General features: G+C 66.3%; 14 protein-coding genes. 12 read left to right on the top strand and 2 right to left on the bottom strand.

Annotation, left to right across the window (positions count from 1 at the left end; genetic code table 11):
* Positions 1 to 184 precede the first annotated feature (184 nt).
* Entirely contained in the window at positions 185 to 1,279 is a 1,095-nt protein-coding gene (locus ACZYRS_RS05915) for a helix-turn-helix domain-containing protein (RefSeq protein WP_463418490.1), read from the bottom strand.
* Between ACZYRS_RS05915 and ACZYRS_RS05910 the strand changes: the two genes are divergently transcribed.
* From ACZYRS_RS05910 to ACZYRS_RS05900, 3 genes are all read left to right on the top strand, one after another.
* The gene (locus ACZYRS_RS05910) at positions 1,247 to 2,116 is read left to right on the top strand and encodes a fumarylacetoacetate hydrolase family protein (RefSeq protein ID WP_463418489.1); all 870 of its coding nucleotides are present in this window, start codon (positions 1,247 to 1,249) and stop codon (positions 2,114 to 2,116) included. The two genes, ACZYRS_RS05915 and ACZYRS_RS05910, sit on opposite strands and share 33 nt — an antisense overlap.
* A 10-nt stretch (positions 2,117 to 2,126) precedes the next feature.
* Positions 2,127 to 2,915: an alpha/beta fold hydrolase gene (locus ACZYRS_RS05905; protein WP_463418488.1), complete on the top strand. Its 789-nt coding sequence runs from the start codon at positions 2,127 to 2,129 to the stop codon at positions 2,913 to 2,915.
* Between the two features lie 61 nt (positions 2,916 to 2,976).
* Entirely contained in the window at positions 2,977 to 4,317 is a 1,341-nt protein-coding gene (locus ACZYRS_RS05900; protein ID WP_463418487.1) for a metal-dependent hydrolase family protein, read from the top strand.
* Between the two features lie 683 nt (positions 4,318 to 5,000).
* Here ACZYRS_RS05900 and ACZYRS_RS05895 read toward each other — a convergent pair.
* Complete coding sequence (locus tag ACZYRS_RS05895; protein ID WP_463422457.1) at positions 5,001 to 5,753, bottom strand: IclR family transcriptional regulator; 753 nt, start codon at positions 5,751 to 5,753, stop codon at positions 5,001 to 5,003.
* Between the two features lie 185 nt (positions 5,754 to 5,938).
* Between ACZYRS_RS05895 and ACZYRS_RS05890 the strand changes: the two genes are divergently transcribed.
* From ACZYRS_RS05890 to ACZYRS_RS05850, 9 genes are all read left to right on the top strand, one after another.
* Complete coding sequence (locus tag ACZYRS_RS05890; protein ID WP_463418486.1) at positions 5,939 to 6,925, top strand: Bug family tripartite tricarboxylate transporter substrate binding protein; 987 nt, start codon at positions 5,939 to 5,941, stop codon at positions 6,923 to 6,925.
* Positions 6,926 to 7,131: 206 nt separating this feature from the next.
* Positions 7,132 to 7,821: an RraA family protein gene (locus ACZYRS_RS05885; RefSeq protein WP_463418485.1), complete on the top strand. Its 690-nt coding sequence runs from the start codon at positions 7,132 to 7,134 to the stop codon at positions 7,819 to 7,821.
* A complete protein-coding gene (locus ACZYRS_RS05880; protein ID WP_463418484.1) occupies positions 7,818 to 8,759 on the top strand; it encodes an NAD(P)-dependent oxidoreductase in 942 nt (313 codons plus the stop codon). Before ACZYRS_RS05885 ends, ACZYRS_RS05880 begins: the two co-directional genes overlap by 4 nt.
* Before the next feature lie 35 nt (positions 8,760 to 8,794).
* Positions 8,795 to 9,775: a Bug family tripartite tricarboxylate transporter substrate binding protein gene (locus tag ACZYRS_RS05875; protein WP_463418483.1), complete on the top strand. Its 981-nt coding sequence runs from the start codon at positions 8,795 to 8,797 to the stop codon at positions 9,773 to 9,775.
* Positions 9,776 to 9,821: 46 nt separating this feature from the next.
* A complete protein-coding gene (locus ACZYRS_RS05870; protein ID WP_463418482.1) occupies positions 9,822 to 10,778 on the top strand; it encodes a tripartite tricarboxylate transporter substrate binding protein in 957 nt (318 codons plus the stop codon).
* An 8-nt stretch (positions 10,779 to 10,786) separates the two neighbouring features.
* Positions 10,787 to 11,674, top strand: a complete 888-nt coding sequence (locus ACZYRS_RS05865; protein WP_463418481.1) for an amidohydrolase family protein — start codon at positions 10,787 to 10,789, stop codon at positions 11,672 to 11,674.
* Between the two features lie 30 nt (positions 11,675 to 11,704).
* Entirely contained in the window at positions 11,705 to 12,637 is a 933-nt protein-coding gene (locus ACZYRS_RS05860) for an SMP-30/gluconolactonase/LRE family protein (RefSeq protein WP_463418480.1), read from the top strand.
* Between the two features lie 28 nt (positions 12,638 to 12,665).
* The gene (locus ACZYRS_RS05855; RefSeq protein ID WP_463418479.1) at positions 12,666 to 12,806 is read left to right on the top strand and encodes a hypothetical protein; all 141 of its coding nucleotides are present in this window, start codon (positions 12,666 to 12,668) and stop codon (positions 12,804 to 12,806) included.
* 59 nt (positions 12,807 to 12,865) lie between these two features.
* Positions 12,866 to 13,822: a Bug family tripartite tricarboxylate transporter substrate binding protein gene (locus ACZYRS_RS05850; protein WP_463418478.1), complete on the top strand. Its 957-nt coding sequence runs from the start codon at positions 12,866 to 12,868 to the stop codon at positions 13,820 to 13,822.
* The last annotated feature ends 3 nt before the right edge of the window (positions 13,823 to 13,825 follow it).

Here is a 13,825-nt window from a genome sequence, read left to right as displayed (position 1 = left end):
GCCCCGTCCAGGCAGCCTCCCTTTGACTGCAGTCGGCGGCAAGCTCGCGCTCGCGGTGCAGCGGGCGACGTCCGGTCGGACTTGAAGGCACTACCCGAGCCCAGACTTGATTTCGATGCTGCTTAGCTTTTAGCGATGCACGGCCATGGGAAGCCCGGGTTTTTCACGCTCAAGAGAATTACGTCTAAGACGACTGGCCTTCTCGCGGTATTCCAGTGACAGTGACCGGCGAAGGCGCGCGTGTGGCGCGCTTGAAGATCGACGGCGAAATCCCCGTGTGCTCCTTGAAAAAGCGCGAGAAATTCCCCGGGGCCGAGAACCCGAGGTCGAGCGCGACGTCGGTCAGCCTGCCGCCATCGCTCACCCTGCGCATCGCCTCCTCGACCCTCACGCCGCTCCAGAACACCTGCGGCGTCGTGTGCAACTGGTCGCGGAACAGCGCGAAGAAATGCGCGCGCGACAGGCCGACCTTGGCGGCGATTTCGTCGATCGTCGTCTTTTCGGAAACATGCGCCCGCATGTGCGCGATGGCGGCGCGCAACCGGTGGTCGAGCGTCACACCGATGCCGCCAGCGATCGGCGCCGCGTCGCCACCCGTGGCGGAAGCGGCAATGGCCGCTTCGAGCAGCCGCTCGACTTCCTTGTCGATGTGCTCGCGTGCCGCACCGGTGGAGATCATCAAATCCAGCACCCGCCAGCACGAACGCCGCAGCGCATCGCCGATGGGCACGCGCGGTGACGGAAACCGAAAGCTCCGGTCCTTTGCCAAACCGAGTTCGTCGAGCCAGTCCTTCTTGATCATGAAGACGATGAACAGGCTCGATCCGTTGTCTTCCAGGCGAACCATGTCGTGCGCCTCGAACGCGTTCACGCCGAGCGCCACGCTTTCGCTGTAGCCGACGACTTCGGTGCCGACGTGCGCGCAGGCGCGCGCGCCGCCCAGCCAGAAGGCGAGCTGTGTTTCGGAGTGCGCGTGCGCCACCAGGTTGGCGCTCGCCTCCAGGACGATCGCGGTGCCGAACGCGCCTTCGTGGAGTGCATAGGCTTCCTGCATCTGTGCGCGCTTCATCGGGTTGGTTTCGGGTCGGCCGATTGTTCTCCCGCGCGGCGCCGGCTCGGGCAGCGCATCGGGTAAGTCCTTAGAAGCACACCAGACGATTCGATACGCCGCCGGATCGGCCGATAAGCGCCGCCGGCCCGCGATTTCTAAAGTTGGCGCATCGCTAAAACACAGGAGCAAACCTTCATGCGAATCGCCACTTTCACGAGCGAAGGCCACCGTAAGGTGGGCCTCGTTTCCGCCGACGGCAAGACCGTCACACCCCTGCAGCTCACGCCGGAGCAGGCAGACAGCGGCGTGCTGACGCTGATCGAAATTCTCGCCAGGGGCGGATCGCTTCCCGAGGCATCGGGCCCCGCGGTCGACTTGCGCGAAGTGGTGCTCGATGCACCGCTGCCCAAGCCGCGGCGCAACCTCTGGTGCGTGGGCCGCAACTACCACGCGCATGCCAAGGAGCTATCGGCCTCGGTGTTCAAGGACAACGCCGCCAGGACCGACGAATGGCCCATCGTGTTCACCAAGGTGCCCGAGTGCGTCGTGGGCCCGCACGACGAAGTGCTGATTCCCGCGGGAGTGTCGGCGCAGATCGACTACGAGGCCGAACTGGCCGTGGTCATCGGCAAGGGCGGCAAGAACATCGCGCGCGATGCGGCGATGTCGCATGTGTTCGGCTACACGGTCGTCAACGACGTGACGGCGCGCGACGTGCAGATGCGCCATGGGCAGTGGGACATGGGCAAGTCGTTCGACACCTTCTGCCCGATGGGCCCGTGGATCGTGACGGCCGACGAGTTCGACGGCACCAGGACGCGCGTGCGTTGCTGGGTCAACGGCGAGTTGCGCCAGGACGGGCCGACCGAGAACATGATCTTCGACATTCCCACGCTCATCGAGACGATCTCGCGCGGCATAACGCTCTACCCCGGCGATGTCATCGCCACCGGCACGCCGGCCGGCGTGGGCATGGGCATGAACCCGCCGCGCTATCTGCGTGCCGGCGATGTGGTGCGCGTCGAGATCGACCGGCTCGGCGCCATCGAGAACAAGTTCGTCTGAGGGGTCGCACATGACGACTCAAGTTTTGAACGGCCTGACTGTCGAGGTCGATGGCGAGGGCGAAGCGCTGCTGTGCATCCACGGGCTGGGCGGATCGTCGAACAACTGGACGCCCGTGTTGCCGGCGCTCGGCGGTTTTCGGCGCATCAGGCCCGACCTGCCGGGCAGCGCGCGGTCACCGCTGCCGGCGGACGGCACGGCCTTGTCGATCGATGGCTATGTGGATTCCATGCTGCGGCTGCTCTCGGCGCTCGACATTGCATCGGTGCATGTGATGGCGCATTCGCTCGGAACCATCGTCGCGCAGCATCTGGCGGTGCGGAGCCCCGGCTCCGTGAAATCGCTGGCGCTGTTCGGCCCGCTGGCGGCGCCACCGGATGCGGCGCGCCCCAACATCGCGGCGCGTGCAAATGCAGCGCGCGGCGGCGCGGCTGCCATGCAGGAAATCGCCGATGCGATCGTGAAGGGCGCGACGAGCACGCAGACGAAGGAACAGCAGCCGGCGGTGCTCGCCCTGGTGCGCGAGAGCGTGATGCGTCAGCCGCCCGAAGGCTATGCGCAAAGTTGCGCGGCGCTCGCCGATGCGCAATCGGCCGCGCTCGAACGCCTCGATGTGCCGACGCTTCTGGTCACCGGCGACCAGGACGGCGTGGCCCCGGTGGCCAACGTCCAGACGATGCAGGCACGCATTGCCGGCAGCCGCCTCGTCGTGCTCGAGGGATGCGGCCACTGGACCACCTTCGAGCAACCGCAACGCTGCATGGAGGCGCTCGAAGCCTTCTACGCGGTGCTTCGTTGAGACATCAGCCGATTCGATTTCGATAACCCATTGCCGGCACCGCAAGCCGGAGGAGACAACGATGACCCGTATTGCATTCACCAATGTCCGCATCTTTGACGGCTCGGGCGAGGAGCCCTACGCCGGTGACCTTCTGGTCGAGGGAAAACGCATCGTCGAGGTGGCGCGCTTTCCCCAGCGCGTGAGCACCGACGACGCGCGCGTGATCGATGGCAAGGGCCGCTTTCTCATGCCCGGCATGACCGAGGCCCACACGCATTTCTCGTGGAACGACCAGCCCTCACTCGCGGCCATCCAGTTCATGCCGCCCGAGGAACACATGCTCTGGTGCGTGCGCGTGGCCAAGCGCTACCTCGACATGGGGTGGACATCCGCCATCGGCGCGGCGGCGGCCAAGCCGCGGCTGGACGTGGTGCTGCGCAATGCCATCGATGCGGGCGAGTTCCCCGGCCCGCGCTACCTTGCGGGCAGCCAGGAGATCACGACCATCGGCGCCCTGGGTGACAACACGCTGCCGCACATGAAGTTCGAGGAGCTGAGCTTCGGCAGCGTGTGCAGCGGGCCCGAAGAAATCCGCAGGTCTGCGCGCACCTTCATCAAGTACGGGGTGGACCACCTGAAGATCAACCTGTCGGGCGAGTACATCGCCGGCTTGCCGGCCGAGATGTCGCCTTTTGCCGAAGACGAAGTCGCCATGCTCGCCCAGGAGGCCAAGCGCTACGGCAAGCGCATGGCTGCACACGCGCGCTCGAGCGAATCAGTCAAGCAGTGCGTGCGCCACGGCATCGAGATGGTCTACCACGCGAGCTTCGCGGATGCCGAGGCACTCGACATGCTGGAGGCTGCGAAAGACAAGCACTTCGTCGCGCCCGGCATCGGCTGGCTGATTCGCACGACCTACAACGCGGCCGAGTACGGCATCACGGAGGCCGTGGCCACGCAGATGGGCTACAAGCGCGAGCTGGAGATCGCGTCGGCCTCGCTGCGCGAGATGCACAAGCGCGGCATCCGCATCCTGCCGGGCGGCGACTACGGCTTTGCGTGGATGCCGCACGGCACCAATGCCAACGACCTTCAGTACTTCGTCGACTACATCGGCATGACGCCGAAGGAAGCGCTGATGGCGGCGACACGCCTGGGCGGACAGATCATGTTGCGGCCCGATGAACTGGGGCAGTTGAAGGCAGGCTTTCTTGCCGACATCGTCCTGGTCGATGGCGACCCGCTGCAGGACCTGTCGCTGCTGACGGACCCTGCCAAGGTGCAATTGGTCATGAAGGACGGCGTGATCCACAAGGACTGCGCGACACCTGTGCCGTCGCATGCCGCGCTGCATTTGGAGGGTGGGGACACGCCGCTGCAGGAACAAGGCGTCAAGGAGGCACTGGCAGAGATGCACTGACTCCGACGGCTCCGTCCGCCCGTTGATGTTCGCTGCGGGCAAGCGGCTGAAGTCGACTCTCTTCGAAATTCAGTACTGAGCCCTTTGCCGACTTCCGTTTTCGTTGAAAAGCAGCCCTTCATCAGTCGATATGGGCGGACGTTCACCTAGCAAATCGAGCCGAAGGGGGATCGCTCGATGGCTGGTCAGGCGTACTCGCTTAAATAGGCGAATGAGAACGTTGATGGCAACCAACGCCGACAAGATTCCATTGGGACTGCGCACGACGACGCCGAAGAAAATTGCCAACACCGTGTGTCCCTGCTCTTCAAGCGTGCCTCGCACGCCACCGGGCAGTGGGTGTTTGTGGACGGCAGGTATAAGCATCCCGGCCGGGCGCTGACCTGATCGCCTGTCACTCTCGAAGCTCGGCTCCTGCCATGGCAATTGAGCAGAAAGTATCCTCGTGCTCGATCTCGATTTGTTTTCCTGGACCTCAAGCTGCTGGAAATCTCAAGCTCGGCGGCTGGCGCGGTCATCGCAGCCGGACATTTGGGCGTGTTAGCGCCAGTGCAATCGTGGCCAGCGGGTCAAGATTGCATCGGCGCCAACACAATTGAGCTCTACCGCTCTTGCCTAGCGGGGCCGCGCACCGCGACCCTTTCATCGCTTTTCGATGCATCAAATATTCCGATTCGATGCCGCTACGGATGCCACGTGGAGACCACTGCTGGCGTCTGCGCCGTAGGACGACCGGCAAGTGCGTAAGAAAGCTCATTCGCGGCTTTCATGATCGTCTTCGCATGGCCGATGAGCTTGGCTTTGGGCAAGCGATCCGCCGGCCCGGAAATGCACACCGACCCGAGCAAAGCCCAGCGCAAGCCGAAGACCGGCGCCGACACCGTCGCCACGTTTTTCTCGCGCTCGCCGATGGAGAAGTGATAGCCCTTCTTGCGGATGTCTTCATAGAGCTTTCCGGGCTCTCCGGAAAACGCAAGGATTACCCGCCCGGGCGACCCCTGCTCCAAGGGAAGCATCGCGCCCATGCGCGCGTGATGGCGAATCGGCTGCGGCCCTTCCACGCGCGCAAGACAGGTGCGCGAATTGCCTTCGCGCACATAGAAGGCCGCGCTCTCGCCCGTGGCCTGCGACAGCGCGAGCAGCATCGGCTCCACCACGTTGTTGGCGTCGAAGCTGGCCTGGTAGCGCGCACCGAGCCAGCCTGCGGCAGGCCCGAGCCGCCATTCGCCATCGTCGCGCTGAACCACATAGCCGGCCAGCGCCAGCGTGCGAAGCAGCCGGAGGATGGTGGTCTTGTGCATGCCGGTGCGCCGTGTCAGCTCGGCCAGCGAGAGCCGCTCGTCCTGCATCCCGAACGTGTCGAGCAACTGCAGGGCGCGGGTCACCGCGGTCACGCCGCCTGTCGCCTCGAGGTCGGCTTCGCGCGGTGCCTCGATGACTTCAGGCGACCGCTTTGGTTTCACTGTCTTGGTGCTTTTTGGTGTGGGCATTTTGTTTCACTGAGTGGTCCATGTTCCGTCCAATGGACCACCATTGTATGGAGCGGAACGCAAATCTAAAGTCGCCGCATGCCCTGGAGCACCGCTGCCAGGCACTCATCGAACGAGTCGGAGACAAACCAATGCGTACCTCGAGCAACAGCTCCATTTCTCGCCGTGCAGCCCTCGGTGCCGTCCTCATGCTCACTTGCGGCGTGGCACTGGCGCAGGCCTATCCCTCGCGCCCGATCCGCCTCGTGGTGCCCTTCCCGCCGGGCGGCGGCACGGACATCATTGCCCGCGAAGTGGCGAACAAGGTGGCGACCTCGGAAGGCTGGACCATCGTCATCGACAACAAGCCGGGCTCCGGCGGCAACATCGGCGTCGATGCCGCCGCCAAGGCCAACCCCGACGGCTACACGCTGGTGCTGGGCCAGACCAGCAACCTCGCGATCAACCCGTCGCTGTACGCGAAGCTGCCGTACGACCCGGTGAAGGACCTGGCGGCGGTCGGTCTTGTCGCGTCGGCGCCGCTGGTCGTGGTGGTGTCCGCCGCATCGCCCTACAAGAAGCTCTCGGACGTGGTCGCCGCCGCCAAGGCCAAGCCGACTTCGCTCAACTATGCGAGCTCGGGCAACGGCACCGTGGCCCACCTGGCCGCCGAGCAGTTCCAGAAGGCCGCCGGCGTGCAGTTCACGCACGTTCCTTACAAGGGCGCCTCGCAGGGCCTCACGGACCTCGTCGGCGGGCAGATCCAGATGTACATCTCGTCGGTGCCGACGCTGATCGCCCAGGTCAAGAGCGGCCAGCTGCGCGCGCTGGCGGTGACCTCGCTGCAACGCAACAGCGACCTGCCCGACGTGCCCACCGTGGCCGAGTCGGGCTACAAGGACTTCGAGGCCGTGACGTGGTTCGGCATCGCCGGTCCCGCCGCCCTGCCGAAGGACGCCATCGCCAAACTGAACGCAGCCTTCAACAAGGCCCTCGCAACGGCCGAGGTGAAGAAGAAGCTGGCCGCGCAAGGCGCGGAAGTGATGACCGGCACGCCCGAGAAGTTCGCATCGCTGATCCGTACCGACGGCGTGCGCTGGAGCGCGATCGTGAAGTCGTCCGGCGCCAAGATGGACTGACCTCGCATGACCACGCCTCGCACGCCTGCGCCGGTGATCCAGCGCCTGCACGACGACATCGTGCGCCCGCTGAAGAACCCGAGGTCGTCGCGATGGCCGCCACCCAGAAAGCCGACCTGTCCGAGTGGGCCAAGGACATCAAGGACGTCGGAGTCAAGCCCGATTGAACTTCATTCCATTCCCTTTCCTTTCCTGAAAGTACTTCCATGTCCTCCACCCTTCCCGACATCATTCGCAACTTCGAGCGCGTGCCCGCGAACATCGTGGCGCAGGCCGCCGAGTTCCAGCCGGCCATCCTCGCCGACGTGGCGGGCCGCCGCGGCGCGCTGGACGGGCGCATCAAGGCCCTGCGCCCGCGCATGAAGCTGGCCGGCACCGCCATCACGGTGGAAGTGCGCCCCGGCGACAACCTCATGATCCATGCGGCCATCGCCATGGCAAAGCCCGGCGACGTACTCGTGATCGACGGCAAGGGCGACCAGACCTCGGCCCTGATGGGCACGATCATGATGACGGCCTGCAAGAAGCTCGGCATCGCCGGCGTGGTGATGGATGGAGCCTGCCGCGACAGCCTGGAGATCGACGAGATGGACTTCCCCGTCTTCAGCGTGGGCACCAATCCGAACGGTCCGACGAAGAACATCGGCGGGCGCATCGGACACCCCGTGTCCATCGGCGGCGTGACGGTGCACCCCGGCGACTTCGTGATCGGCGACGGCGACGGCGTGGTCGTGGTCGAGCGCGAGAAGATCGAATCGCTGCTGCCGCTGGCCGCCAAGAAGGTCCGCGATGAGGCCGCGCGCATCGCTGCCATCAAGGAGGGCGACACCGCGGCCAAGTGGCTGGACTCGGCGCTGCGCGCGGCCGGGGTGCTGAAGGAAGGCGAGACGTTGTGACCGCGACGCTCCGGAACTCCATCCTCGTGACCGGCGCCGACCTCGCGCCACAGGCACTCGCCCTGCTCGAAGGCCATGACATCGTCTATGCCGGCAAGACGCCGACCGAGGACGACCTGGTCGCCCTTTGCCGCGCGCACGACCCCGTGGCCATCATCGTGCGCTACGGCAAGGTGGGCGCCGCCGTGATGGACGCGGCACCTTCGCTGAAGGTGATCTCCAAGCACGGCAGCGGAACCGACACGATCGACAAGACCGCCGCGCAGGCGCGCGGCATCGAGGTGGTGGCGGCCGCGGGCGCCAATGCGGCAGCGGTGGCCGAGCAGGCGCTGGCCCTGCTGCTGGCCTGCGCCAAATCGGTGGTGGCGCTCGACGCGCGCATGCATGCCGGCCACTGGGACAAGGCGACGCACAAGAGCCTGGAGCTCGGCGGGCGCACCATCGGCGTTGTCGGCCTGGGCGCCATCGGCCTTCGCTTCGCGCGCATGGCCGACGCGCTGGGCATGCGGGTGCTTGGCCACGATCCTTTCGCGAAGAACCTGCCGGCCTGTGTGCAACCCGCCGACCTTGCGACCCTCTGGGCCGAGTCCGATGCCGTATCGCTGCACTGCCCGCTGACCGACGACAACCGCGGGCTGCTCAACGCCCGCACCCTGGCGCAATGCAAGCGCGGCGTGATCGTCGTCAACACGGCCCGCGGCGGCCTGATCGATGAAGAGGCGCTGCTGGCAGCCGTGCATTCGGGCCAGGTCGCCATGGCCGGACTCGACAGCTTCGCTGTCGAGCCGATGACGCCCGGCCATCCGTTCCAGGGCGAAAAGAACATCGTGCTCAGCCCTCACATCGGCGGCGTGACCAGCGATGCCTACGAGAACATGGGCGTCAGTGCGGCGAGGAATCTTCTGGAGGTGCTTTCGCGCCAGGCGGCGACCACCTGAGGCATGCAACCGGCGCTCGATAAAAGGAGACAGAAATGAAGAGAAGTGAAAGCATCCGCGGCGTGGCGGCCGCATTCGGACTCATGACGGTCCTCGTTGCACAGGGACACGCACAGGCATGGCCCGCCAAGCCGGTGCGCGTGCTCGTGGGCTTTTCCGCGGGCGGCCCCACCGACGTGGTGGCACGCGCCTTCGCCGACCACGCATCGCGCGCGCTGGGCCAGCCGTTCATCGTGGACAACAAGCCCGGCGCGAACACGATCCTGGCGGCCGAGGCCGTCGCGGCAGCACCGGCGGACGGCTACACGCTGCTGCTGGGCGCGACCAACCACGCCATGATTCCCGCGCTCTACAGCCAGCGGGTCAAGTTCGATGCCGTGCGCTCGTTCGCGCCGGTGTGTTCGCTTGCCGTGAGTCCCACGGTGCTGGTGGTCGGCCCCGCGATGCCGGTCACCTCCTTCGGGGCGTTCCTGCAGGCGGTGAAGGCCGAGCCCGGCAAACGCAACTATGCGACGCCGGGCTCCGGCAGCTCCGGGCATTTCGCGAGCGCGCACTTCACGCAACTGACGGGCACGTCGATGAACCACATCCCGTACAAGGGTGCGGCGCAGGCGACGACCGATCTCATGGGCGGCCAGGTCGACAGTTCCTTCGCCACCCTGGGCTCGGTGCTCACGCAGGTGCAGTCCGGCAAGCTGACGGCCCTGGCGGTGGCATCGCCCAAGCGCTCCGCTCTGCTGCCGAACGTGCCGACCTTCGAGGAAGTGGGCGTCAAGGGCTATACGGCCGACGCGTGGTACGGCCTGCTGGCGCCCGCGAAGACGCCGCCGGAAGTGGTGGCCGTCTTGCGCCGTGTCGCCACCGAGTTCGCACAGTCACCTGCCACACGGGAGAAATTGCGCTCGCTCGGCATGGAGGCGCAGAACACTTGCGGCGATGCCTTCGGCGCGCAATTGACGCGCGAGGTCAAGCTGTACGGCGAGCTGGCCCGCTCGCTCGACCTCAAGACCGAATGAACGCGCTGCGCCTTGCCCGCAGCCATCACAACACATTGGAGACATCATGAAAATTTTCTTCCGCGGCCTTCTCGCCGTGTGCCTGTGCGCCGCCGCGCTCGCCCACGCCGCCTATCCCGAGCGCCCCATCACCCTCGTCGTGCCTTACGCGCCGGGTGGTTCGGCCGATGCCCTGGCCCGCGTGCTCGCGGTTCGTGTCGGCCAGAAGCTGGGCACCAGCGTGATCGTCGACAACCGGCCCGGCGCCAGCGGCACCATCGGCGCGGCCTTTGCCGCCAAGGCCGCGCCCGACGGCTACACGGTGCTGTACGACGCCACGCCGTACTCGATCAACCCGCACCTGTTCCCTCGCATGCCGTACGCCAGCAATGCGCTGCAGCCCCTGGCGCTCGTCTCACTGGCGCCGAACATCGTGATCGTGCGCGCGGACTCGCCGCTCAAGACCATCAAGGATCTGGTGGACAAGGCCAAGGCCGAGCCGGGCAAGATGAACTACGCCTCCGGTGGCAGCGGCACCGTGCAACGGCTTGCAGCGGAGCTCCTGCGCCAGCGGCTCGGCCTGGACATGGTCCACGTCGGCTACAAAAGCGGCGGCCCCGCCATCGTCGATGTCATGGGCGGCCAGGTCGACTTCATGTTCAGCACGATCGCCGGCTCGTATCCGCTGGTGTCGTCCGGCAAGCTGCGTGCGCTGGCGGTGTCGTCGCCGCAGCGCTCGGCGCGACTGCCGGAGGTGCCGACCCTGGGCGAGACGGTGGCCCCCGGCTACGAGGCCTACGAATGGAACGGCCTGCTGATACCCGCCGGCACGCCCGCACCCATTGCCGACAAGCTCCACAAGGCGGTCATCGATGTGCTGAAGGAAGACGAAGTGAAGCGCCGCTTCGTGGATGTCGGTGTGCAGCCGGTGGGCTCGACGCCGGCCGAGTTCGCCGACTTCCTGAAGAAGGAAGACGCGAAGTGGGCGGACGTGATCCGCAAAGGCAACATCAAGCTCGATTGAAGAGCGCCATGAACGACATGCCGGACTCTCGACCGGTTCCCCATTCCGTCGGCGTCAACCGGCCCGCGCATGCACTTCCCCAGGATGCCTGCGACAGCCACATGCACATCTTCGATTCGCGGTTCGCGCCGTCGCCGCACTGGAAGCGCCAGCCGCCGCACGCCGATGTGACGGCCTATCGCCGGTTGCAGCAGCGGCTGGGCACCTCGCGCACGGTCGTGGTCAATCCCTCGACCTACGGCACGGACAACGCCTGCACGCTTGATGCACTCGCGCAGCTGGGCGAGCAGGCGCGAGGCGTGGCCGTCGTCGGCCATCAGGTGGCCGACACCGAGCTCGACGCGCTCGCGGCGCAGCGCGTGTGCGGTCTGCGCGTGAACTTCGTCACGCCGCAGTCCTGGGGCGTCACCACGCCGGAGATGCTGACCATGCTGGCGCACAAGGTGGCCCGCCTGGGCTGGCACATCCAGGTCTTCGTGCAGCCGGAGCAGCTGGTGGCGCTTGCACCCGTGCTCGCCAGGCTCCCGGTGCCGCTGGTCATCGACCACATGGCCCGCATCGATCCGGCCGAAGGCATCAAGGGCGAAGCCTACGCGGTCGCGCGTCGCTTGCTGGACGGCGGCAACACATGGATGAAGCTGTCGGGCGTGTACATGCGATCGCGCGACGGAGCGCCTGCCTACGCCGATGCCTCCGGCCTCGGCCGCGCACTGGTCGCCGCCGCGCCGGAGCGCCTGGTGTGGGGCAGCGACTGGCCCCACACCACCGAGGCGCCGGACACCGTCAACGATGCCGACCTGGCCGACGTTCTCGCGGCCTGGTGCGACAGCACCGCGGTGCGCGACCGCATCCTGGTGGACAACCCGGCGAAGCTCTACGGGTTCGCGGCCGGCTGAGGCGCAGCACCATCCTTCAAGGAGATCGACATGTACCTTCTGCAAACGCCTCAGGTGCTCGAACTGCAGACCTTCACGACCATGCCCGCGGCCTTCCGGCGACCGCAGCGCAGCGTCTGGGCCGATGCCAACCGCGGGAGCGCGCCGACCGACTCGTTCCTGGAAGGGCCTGTGTTCGATGACGCGGGCAATCTCTACGTCTGCGACATTCCCTTCGGCCGCATCTTCCGAATCGATCCGGCAGGCGCATGGACGCAGGTGGCCGAGTACGACGGCGAACCCAACGGCATGAAGTTCCTCGACGCTCGCACCCTGCTCGTCGCCGACTACAAGAACGGCCTGATGCGGGTGGACGTGCAGACCGGGCAGGTCACGCCGCACCTGCAACGGCGCAATACCGAGAGCTTCAAGGGCATGAACGACCTCGTGCTCGACGCGCAAGGCAACATCTACTTCACGGACCAGGGGCAGAGCGGGCTTCACGACCCATCGGGGCGCCTTTATCGCCTGCGCCCGGGCGGCCAGCTCGACCTGCTGCTGTCGAACGTGCCCAGCCCGAACGGCGTGGCCCTGTCGCCCGACGGCAAGGTCCTGTACCTGGCGGTGACGCGGGGCAACTGCGTGTGGCGCGTGCCGCTCTTGGCCGACGGGAGCGTCGCGAAGGTGAGCCAGTTCTTCACGTCCTACGGACCCAGCGGCCCCGACGGGCTGGCTGTCGACACGCAGGGGCGGCTGCTGGTGGCCAATCCGGGCCTGGGCTACGTCTGGGTGCTCAACACCCGCGCGGAGCCTGTCATGGTGCTGCGCGGCCCCGCCGGTGCCTCGACCACGAACATCGCCTTCGGCGGGCCGAACCGGTCAACGCTGTTCGTCACCGATTCCACACATGGGAGCGTCCTGATGCACGCCCTTGACGCCCCAGGCGTCGTGCTGCACCGCGCGCTCCCCGACGACAGCCAATAGCGAATCGCCGACAACCAACAGGCACGCCATGACCACTGAACTGAACGAAACCCACGACACCGAGGACATGAACGCGCTGATGGCGTTCGAACCGCAAAAGCGTGCGGCACTGCGCTGCCCATCGACATGGCCGATGCCGAGCGCCACGCGTATCAAGGCGTCGTCGTGAGCTATCACCCTGTTCCCCCGATCAATCCCGATCGACAGACAACGACAAGGAGACACACCATGAACCGTCGCCTCGCGACATTGACTCTCGCCGCGCTGAGCCTGGCTTGCGTACAGGCAGGTGCCGCGGACTATCCTGACAAGCCCGTGCGCATGATCGTTCCGTTCGCTGCAGGTGGCGGCGTCGACAACATCTCACGCGTGGTGGCGACCGCGCTCGGCGCGCGGCTCAAGCAGCCCGTGATCATCGACAACCGGCCCGGCGCCAACGCCAACATCGGAGCCGATGCGGTGGCCAAGGCGCAGCCCGACGGCTACACGCTGCTGATGGGTGCAACGTTCCTGTCGTTCAACCGCGCGACGATGAAACAGATTCCGTACGACGCGGCCAAGGATCTGATTCCCGTCGCACGCACAGGCAAGGCGCCGTTCGTGCTGGTGGTGCCGGCGACGTCGCCGCTGAAGAGCGTGGCGGAACTCGTCGCCTCCATGAAGGCCCACCCGGACAAGGCCTCCTACGGCGCTGTCGGTGCGGGCTCGCCGACCAACCTGATCTTTCCGAAGAACACCGGCACGAGCCCCGTGCAGATCCTCTACAAAGGCGGCGCCGCGGCCATGCCCGACCTGATCGCCGGACGCCTGACCTACATGATCCAGACCACGAGCGAAGTGCTGCCGCATATCGCGAGCGGCAAGCTGCGCGCACTGGCCGTGACGGGCACGACGCGCTTCAAACACCTGCCCGACGTCCCCACCATGAAAGAGGCCGGGGTCTCCGACCTCGAGGGCACCGGTTGGTGGGGGCTGTTCTTGCCGGCGCGCACACCGGCCAGCGTCGTGGCTCGGCTGTCCGACGAGATCCAGGCCGTCATGAAGCAGCCGGACGTCGTTGCCGCGCTCGACCGCATGGGCATCGAATCCGCCCCCATGCCGGCCGCGCAGTTCCAACCCTTTTTCACCGATGAACTCAAGAGCTACGCCGACGTCGCGCGCCAGTTCAACCTGAGCACCGAGTGAGCC

The sequence above is a fragment of the Variovorax sp. AC194 genome (assembly GCF_979257995.1).
The sequence above is the reverse complement of the archived record's forward strand: the minus strand, read 5'-3'. Positions and strand labels throughout refer to the sequence as shown.

Coding starts and splice junctions, on each gene's coding strand:
- ACZYRS_RS05910 (WP_463418489.1), top strand. CDS start 1,247: ATGCGAATCGCCACTTTCACGAGCGAAGGCCACCGTAAGGTGGGCCTC.
- ACZYRS_RS05905 (WP_463418488.1), top strand. CDS start 2,127: ATGACGACTCAAGTTTTGAACGGCCTGACTGTCGAGGTCGATGGCGAG.
- ACZYRS_RS05900 (WP_463418487.1), top strand. CDS start 2,977: ATGACCCGTATTGCATTCACCAATGTCCGCATCTTTGACGGCTCGGGC.
- ACZYRS_RS05890 (WP_463418486.1), top strand. CDS start 5,939: ATGCGTACCTCGAGCAACAGCTCCATTTCTCGCCGTGCAGCCCTCGGT.
- ACZYRS_RS05885 (WP_463418485.1), top strand. CDS start 7,132: ATGTCCTCCACCCTTCCCGACATCATTCGCAACTTCGAGCGCGTGCCC.
- ACZYRS_RS05875 (WP_463418483.1), top strand. CDS start 8,795: ATGAAGAGAAGTGAAAGCATCCGCGGCGTGGCGGCCGCATTCGGACTC.
- ACZYRS_RS05870 (WP_463418482.1), top strand. CDS start 9,822: ATGAAAATTTTCTTCCGCGGCCTTCTCGCCGTGTGCCTGTGCGCCGCC.
- ACZYRS_RS05865 (WP_463418481.1), top strand. CDS start 10,787: ATGAACGACATGCCGGACTCTCGACCGGTTCCCCATTCCGTCGGCGTC.
- ACZYRS_RS05860 (WP_463418480.1), top strand. CDS start 11,705: ATGTACCTTCTGCAAACGCCTCAGGTGCTCGAACTGCAGACCTTCACG.
- ACZYRS_RS05855 (WP_463418479.1), top strand. CDS start 12,666: ATGACCACTGAACTGAACGAAACCCACGACACCGAGGACATGAACGCG.
- ACZYRS_RS05850 (WP_463418478.1), top strand. CDS start 12,866: ATGAACCGTCGCCTCGCGACATTGACTCTCGCCGCGCTGAGCCTGGCT.